General features: G+C 71.0%; 7 protein-coding genes. 5 read left to right on the top strand and 2 right to left on the bottom strand.

From position 1 onward, the window contains the following. The 4 genes from ACOJUF_RS02285 to ACOJUF_RS02300 all read left to right on the top strand — a co-directional run. On the top strand, window positions 1-527 hold a 527-nt coding region (locus ACOJUF_RS02285; protein ID WP_420120246.1), incomplete at its 5' end, for a PH domain-containing protein. Between the two features lie 239 nt (window positions 528-766). Further along, on the top strand, window positions 767-1,249 hold the full coding sequence (locus ACOJUF_RS02290; protein WP_420120247.1) for a (2Fe-2S)-binding protein: 483 nt from the start codon (window positions 767-769) through the stop codon (window positions 1,247-1,249). After that, window positions 1,246-3,684 carry a xanthine dehydrogenase family protein molybdopterin-binding subunit gene (locus ACOJUF_RS02295; RefSeq protein ID WP_420120248.1) on the top strand — a complete coding sequence of 813 codons (2,439 nt, stop codon included), beginning with the start codon at window positions 1,246-1,248 and terminating at the stop codon, window positions 3,682-3,684. The genes ACOJUF_RS02290 and ACOJUF_RS02295 overlap by 4 nt, the downstream gene beginning before the upstream one ends. After that, entirely contained in the window at window positions 3,681-4,547 is an 867-nt protein-coding gene (locus ACOJUF_RS02300) for an FAD binding domain-containing protein (RefSeq protein ID WP_420120249.1), read from the top strand. The genes ACOJUF_RS02295 and ACOJUF_RS02300 overlap by 4 nt, the downstream gene beginning before the upstream one ends. A gap of 12 nt (window positions 4,548-4,559) precedes the next feature. Here ACOJUF_RS02300 and ACOJUF_RS02305 read toward each other — a convergent pair whose 3' ends face one another. Both ACOJUF_RS02305 and ACOJUF_RS02310 read right to left on the bottom strand, forming a co-directional pair. Continuing rightward, window positions 4,560-5,390 carry a hypothetical protein gene (locus ACOJUF_RS02305; protein WP_420120250.1) on the bottom strand — a complete coding sequence of 277 codons (831 nt, stop codon included), beginning with the start codon at window positions 5,388-5,390 and terminating at the stop codon, window positions 4,560-4,562. Between the two features lie 372 nt (window positions 5,391-5,762). Further along, on the bottom strand, window positions 5,763-6,101 hold the full coding sequence (locus ACOJUF_RS02310) for a DUF1844 domain-containing protein (protein WP_420120251.1): 339 nt from the start codon (window positions 6,099-6,101) through the stop codon (window positions 5,763-5,765). A gap of 267 nt (window positions 6,102-6,368) precedes the next feature. Here ACOJUF_RS02310 and infC point away from each other — a divergent pair. Further along, window positions 6,369-6,602 (top strand): translation initiation factor IF-3 (gene infC / locus ACOJUF_RS02315; RefSeq protein ID WP_420120252.1); only part of this gene is annotated, 234 nt, incomplete at its 3' end.

Consider the following 6,602-nt stretch of genomic DNA (forward strand, 5'->3'; position numbering starts at 1 on the left):
TGCTCAAGGACGTCAACGAGGGCGTCTCGTTCCGGACCAGCGATCAGATCGGCACCATCGGGATCGGCGTGGTGCTGGCCGGCGCGATCATGACCACCGCCCGGCCCCGCCTGCGCGCCACCGAGGCGGGTCTGTGGGTGCGGAACGTGCTGGGCGACAAGTTCTTCGCCTGGTCGATGGTGATCCGCGTCGGCTACCCGCCGAACGCGCCGTGGGCCCAGCTGCAGTTGCCCGACGACGAGATCCACCCGGTCATGGCGATCCAGTCGCTCGACCGGGGGCGGGCGGTCCGCGCCCTGGAAGAGGTCAGGGCCCTGCACGACCGGTTCGCGCCGCCCGACTCGCGGCCCCGGCCGATGGCGGTCACCGTCGAGGACGCCGCCTACGCCCGCCCGCTGGGCCGGCTGGAGATGATCGATCTGGAGAAGGCCGCCGCGCACCGGCGGGACCTGCGGGCCAAGGCGCAGAAACAGGCGCGCAAGGACCAGGGCCGGGGCGCCGCCGACACCCCCGCGCCGGACGCCTGACCGGTCCGGGGCCGGCCGTCCGGCCGGGGCCGCCGGGTCCGGGCGGTCGCCGTCACCGACGGTAGCGAGCCGCCTGCGGTGGGCCGATCGGTCGCCATCGGGCCGCTCGTCCCCGGCCCGCTCGGAATCGGTCCAGACGGGCTTTGTCCGGTTCGTCCGGGCGAAGAGCGCGCATTCGGCTTACCGTCCGATCATCATGGCCCCCCGACGCCGCTGGGGCCGGACAGATCGGTGGTCACATGTCTCGGATCGACGTCAACGTGGACGGGATCGGGCGCAGTGACGAGGTCGAACCTCGGCTGCTGCTGGTTCACTATCTCCGCGAACGGCTGGGCCTGGTCGGCACCCCGATCGGGTGCGACACCTCCAACTGCGGGGCATGCACCGTCCTGCTCGACGGTCGCAGCGTCAAGTCGTGCAGCATCCTGGCCGTCCAGGCCGACGGGGCCAGCATCACCACGATCCAGGGTCTGGCGAACGGCTCGTGGCACCCGGTGCAGACCGCGTTCAAGGAATGCCACGGCCTGCAGTGCGGGTACTGCACCCCGGGGATGGTGCTCTCGGCCGTCGACCTGCTGACCGAGAATCCCGATCCGAGCGACACCGAGATCCGGGAGGGCTTGGAGGGCAACCTCTGTCGCTGCACCGGGTACCAGAACATTGTCGCGTCGGTGCGGTACGCGGCCGAGCAGATGCGGTCGACGACGGAGGTGGCCAAGTGACCGACGTCGAGGAGCGGCCCGCGCCGGCCACCGGCCGCGGCGGGGCCGGCCGTGCGGTCACCAGCCCGGCGATCGGGCAGCCGATCCGCCGCAAGGAGGACGGCCGGCTGCTGACCGGCACGACCAACTGGACGGACAACATCCAGCTGCCGGGAACTGTGCACATGGTGTTCGTGCGCAGCCCGTACGCCCACGCCCGGATCAACCGGGTCGACCTGACCGCGGCCCGGGCGATGCCCGGGGTGGTCGCGGCCTATGCCGCGGCCGACCTCGGCGAGGCCAACCCCAAGGTCATCTGCGTCTGGCCGGTGGTCGACGACATCGTCATGCCCGACTTCCCGGCGCTGGCCACCGACGAGGTCCGCCACGTCGGCGACTGCGTGGCCGTGGTGCTGGCCACCGATCGCTACCTGGCCGCGGATGCGGCGGAGGCGGTCGAGGTCGACTACGAACCGTTGCCGGCCGTCATCGACATGGAGGCGGCGCTGGCCGACGGCGCCCCGCTGGTGCATGCCGGCAAGGGAACCAACAAGTGCTACTCGATGGACTACCCGTGCGGGGACTGGGACAAGGCCGTCGCCGAGGCCGACGTGGTGGTCAAGCGCCGATTCGTCAACCAGCGCCTGATCCCCAGCCCGATGGAGCCGCGGGCCGTCGTCGCGTCGCCGCAGGGCGGCGTCGGTGGGGAGATCACCATCTGGTCGGCCACCCAGGTTCCGCACGTCCTGCGGGTGCTCCTGTCGTTGACCACGGGTGTGCCCGAGCACAAGCTCCGGGTGATCGCGCCGGACGTCGGCGGCGGCTTCGGCGCCAAGCTGCAGATGTACCGCGAGGAGCAGCTGTGCGTCGTGATCGCCGGCAAGCTGGGCCGGCCGGTGAAGTGGACCGAGACGCGCACCGAGAACATGGTGGCCACCCACCACGGCCGGGACCAGATCCAGTACCTGCAGATCGCCGCCAGGTCCGACGGCACCCTGCTCGGGCTCAAGGTCGACCTGATCGCGAACATGGGCGCCTACCTGCAGATCATCACCCCGGGCATCCCGCTGCTGGGCCAGTTCATGTTCAACTCGATCTACAAGATGGACGCCTACCACTTCGGCTGCACCGGCGTGTTCACCACGACCACCCCGACGGACGCGTACCGGGGCGCGGGCCGGCCGGAGGCCACGTTCGGCATCGAACGGATGATGGACGAGTTGGCCGCCGAGCTCGGTCGCGACCCGATGGAGCTGCGGCAGCAGAACTGGATCCGGCACGAGGAGTTCCCGTTCACCACGATCGCCGGGATGACGTACGACACCGGCAACTACGAGGCGGCGACCGCCCGGGCGATGGAGTTGTTCGACTACGACGGGCTGCGGGCCGAGCAGCGGCGCCGGCGCGAGTCGGGTGATCCGGTGCAGCTGGGCATCGGCATCTCGACGTTCACCGAGATGTGCGGGCTCGCCCCCTCGCGGGTGCTGCGGGACCTGAAGTACGCGGCCGGCGGCTGGGAGCACTGCACCATCCGGGTGCTGCCCACCGGCACCGTCGAGCTGGTCACCGGCACCTCCCCGCACGGTCAGGGGCACGCGACCGCGTGGAGCCAGATCGCGGCCGACGCCCTGGGCGTCGGGGTGGACGACGTCACGGTGATCTTCAGCGACACCGGCATGGCGCCCTACGGCATGGACACCTACGGGTCGCGGTCGCTGGCCGTCGGCGGCCAGGCGATCGTCAAGGCCGCCGACGCGGTGGTCGCCAAGGCCCGGCAGATCGCCGCCCACCTGCTGGAGGCCTCGGCCGACGACCTGGAGTTCCTGGACGGCTCGTTCCGGGTCAAGGGCGATCCCGAGCAGTCCAGGACGATCCAGGCCGTGGCCTGGGAGGCGTTCACCGCCCACAACCTGCCGGACGCCATGGACCCGACCCTGTTCGGGGCGTCCACGGTCGACCCGGAGGGGTTCTCCTTCCCGCACGGCACCCACCTGTGCGCGATGGAGGTGGACACCGAGACGGGCCGGGCGACCATCCGCACGTACGTCGCGGTCGACGACGTCGGGGTGCAGGTCAACCCGATGATCGTGGAGGGGCAGATCCACGGCGGCCTGGCGCAGGGCATCGCCCAGGCGCTGTGGGAGGGTGCGCACTACGACGAGGACGGCAACCTGACGACCGCGTCGCTGGCGGACTACCTGCTGCCCACGGCGATGGACGTGCCGGAGTACGTCACCGACCGGACCGTCACCCCGTCCACCACCCACCCGCTGGGCACCAAGGGGGTGGGGGAGGCCGGCACCATCGCCTCCACGCCGGCGGTGGTGAACGCCGTCGTCGACGCCGTCCGGCACCTGGGGGTGCAGGACGTGCCCATGCCGTGCACCCCGCAGGCGGTCTGGCGGGCCCTGCAGGCCGCGGCGGGCCGGGGCGCCGCCGACGGAGGTGCGGCATGATTCCGAACGCCTTCGACTACGTCCGGCCCGCCACCGTCGACGAGGCGGTGGCCGCGCTCACCGACGCCGGTGACGACGCCAAGATCATCACCGGGGGACAGTCGCTGCTGCCGCTGCTCCGGGTGCGGCTGGCCAACCCGTCGGTCCTGGTCGACTGCGGCCGCATCGAGGAGATGCGGGGGGTCGCCGACGAGGGCGACAGCCTGCTGATCGGGGCGGCGACGACCCACCACGACGTCATGACGGACCCGCTGGTGCAGGCCGACGCCGGCCTGCTCGCCGCGGCGACGGCGACGGTCGCCGATCCGCAGATCCGGCACCGGGGCACGTTCGGCGGGTCACTGGCCCACGCCGACCCGGCCGGTGACCTGCCGACCGTCGCGCTGGCGCTGGACTGCGTCATGGTCGCCGCCGGGCCCGCCGGCCGGCGGGAGATCCCGGCGGGCGAGTTCTTCGTGGACTACTTCACCCCGGCGCTGGAGTGGGACGAGGTCCTGGTCGCCGTCCGGGTGCCGAAACTGGATCCGGCCGCGGGCTGGGGCTTCCACTACGAGAAGTTCCATCGGACCGCCCAGTCGTGGGCGATGGTCGGGGTCGCGGCCGCGGTCCGCCGGTCCAACGGGTCCGTCGCCGAGGCGCGGATCGGTCTGACCAACATGGGCCCGACGCCCCTGCGGGCATCTGCGACGGAAGCCGCCCTGGCCGGCGGCCCGGCCACCGCGGACGCCGTCACGGACGCGGCCGCCCATGCGGCCGAGGGCACCAGCCCGACCAGCGAGCTGCACGCCCGGGCCGACTACCGCGAGCACCTGGCCAGGGTCCTGACCGCGCGGGCGGTGCGCACCGCGGGCGGAATCAGCTGATCGTGGTGTGGATCAGCGCCACTCGCCCCGCACCAGGTGGAAGCCGTGTTTGCCCACCAGTCGGAACTGCCACACCGACAAGGCGACGGCGGTGACCACGCTTGCGACCCTCAGCCAGAACGCCACATCGGCCGGGATAGCCGGCTGGTCAACCTCGAGCAGGAACGGGGCTCGCCAGCCGGCCGCAGCGGCGATGTCGAACGCCAGCGCGGCGCCCACCAGCAGAACCGACACGATCGGGACCAGCTTGGGGTGGGCGTCGGCGAGGGCGAACAGATCGCGGCCGATGAAGTACAGCGTCCCGATCAAGAAGGTGATGAGCAGGAGCATCAGGATCAACACCACGATGCTCAGGAGTGCCGACGTGAGGGTGACCTCAGAGGGTGACGCCCGGGTGGGTGGTGGGTCGATGCCCAGGTGCCACCAGCCGAGGGCCTGACCGACGAACAGGAACGCCAACAGCCCGCCGATGCGGATCGTCGGCCGGCTCATCGCGATCAGCGCAGTCCGGCGCCAGCGTGAATCCACCAGCAGGGCGACCACGATCAGTGTTGCCACGATCACGACCATCGCGATCAAGGTGGTGTTGGTCGTGGCATTGACGACGGCGTTCGGATAGGTCCAGAGTGCCGACGGATCGGACTGCAGGATCGACCCGATCAGCACGAGTCCCAGCGCCAGGCTCCGCAGGCGGGATACCGTCCGGAAGGTGCCGTCCCGCAGCGGGTAGACGCCGTACGAGCCGAATGCGAGCCGGGCCAGTCCCAGGGGGAACAGCACGAGCAGGACGCGGTCGGTCCAACGGTCCTCGTTCGTGGGCGGGGGTCCGCCGTTCGGTTGCATGATCACTGATGGTAGTCGGGGGGCGATCGACCAATCGAGTGAATGAGCAGGTCCGGAGGGGTTGTCGTCCGGCCCTGAGAGTTTCGCGCCCGGCCGAAGCCGTCTCTCAATCGCGCCAGAAAGCGACATTACGGACTAATCCGGTCAAGATCTCCCATTGAACCACTTCCGACCAGCAGCCCGGGGAATCGCCCCCGGCGACCTGCCTGAGCAGTGCGGCATGAAGAAGTTCGCGACGGGCCTCGCCGGGGTAGCATCCGCCATCGTGTTCACGGGCCTCGGCGTCCTGATGGCACGTCCGATCCGACCTGTCCGCCCACAGTGCACGTGGTGTACTGCCCGTCTCAGCCCTAGGGTCCGGCAACCAGCCGGCTAGCGCTCGCCCGGACCCTGCCCGGGCGCGTCCGGCTCGATGGAGTACTCGCGGAACGCCCCCTGCAGGCCGGCCAGGCCGTCGCGGAAGGCCGCGGCATGCGGTCCGAGGTCGGGCGCGGCGGCGTTCACCAGGCCGGCCAGCGCGGTGATCAGGATCCGGGCCTCGCCCAGATCGCGGTGCTCGGGCCGCTCCGGATCGACCGCGCCGAGCCCCAGTTGCTCGGCCGCGGCGCTCATGAGGAGCACGGCGGCGCGGCTGATGACCTCCGCCGCGGGGATGTCCACCAGGTCCCGCACGGGAAGGTCGTCGTCGGCCGGTCGATCAGATGTACTCACGGCGTGTACGCTGTCATGTGCGACCAGCCTCCGCGCACGCGGGGGAGACAAGTGGAGCCCGACTCCCACCCGATCTGCTCACGCGGACGGGTCCAGGTCCACCGATCGACGATCGGTGACGCGCGCCCTGATCGCGGGGTGCGCGCCGAACGGCAGACGACGCCGTCCGGGCTTGGGTGAGGGCTCTGCGCGTTTCGCGCCGGGCCCTTTTTTCGTCTGCCGAGCCAGCGGCGAGACCGGGACCCGACGGGCCGGCTGCATGAGGAGATCAACCGTCTGCAGGAGGACTCAATCAGCGTCGAGCCACGCATCAACGACAGGATCCGCGTTCCCGAGGTACGTCTCGTCGGGTCGGAGGGGGAGCAGATCGGCATCGTGCCGGTCGGCGAGGCACTGCGCATGGCGCAGGAGGCCGACCTCGACCTGGTGGAGGTCGCCCCGGACGCCCGGCCTCCGGTCTGCAAGCTCATGGACTACGGCAAGTTCAAGTACGAGAGCGCG

The organism is Nakamurella sp. (genome assembly GCF_048594475.1).
GTDB lineage: Bacteria > Actinomycetota > Actinomycetes > Mycobacteriales > Nakamurellaceae > Nakamurella.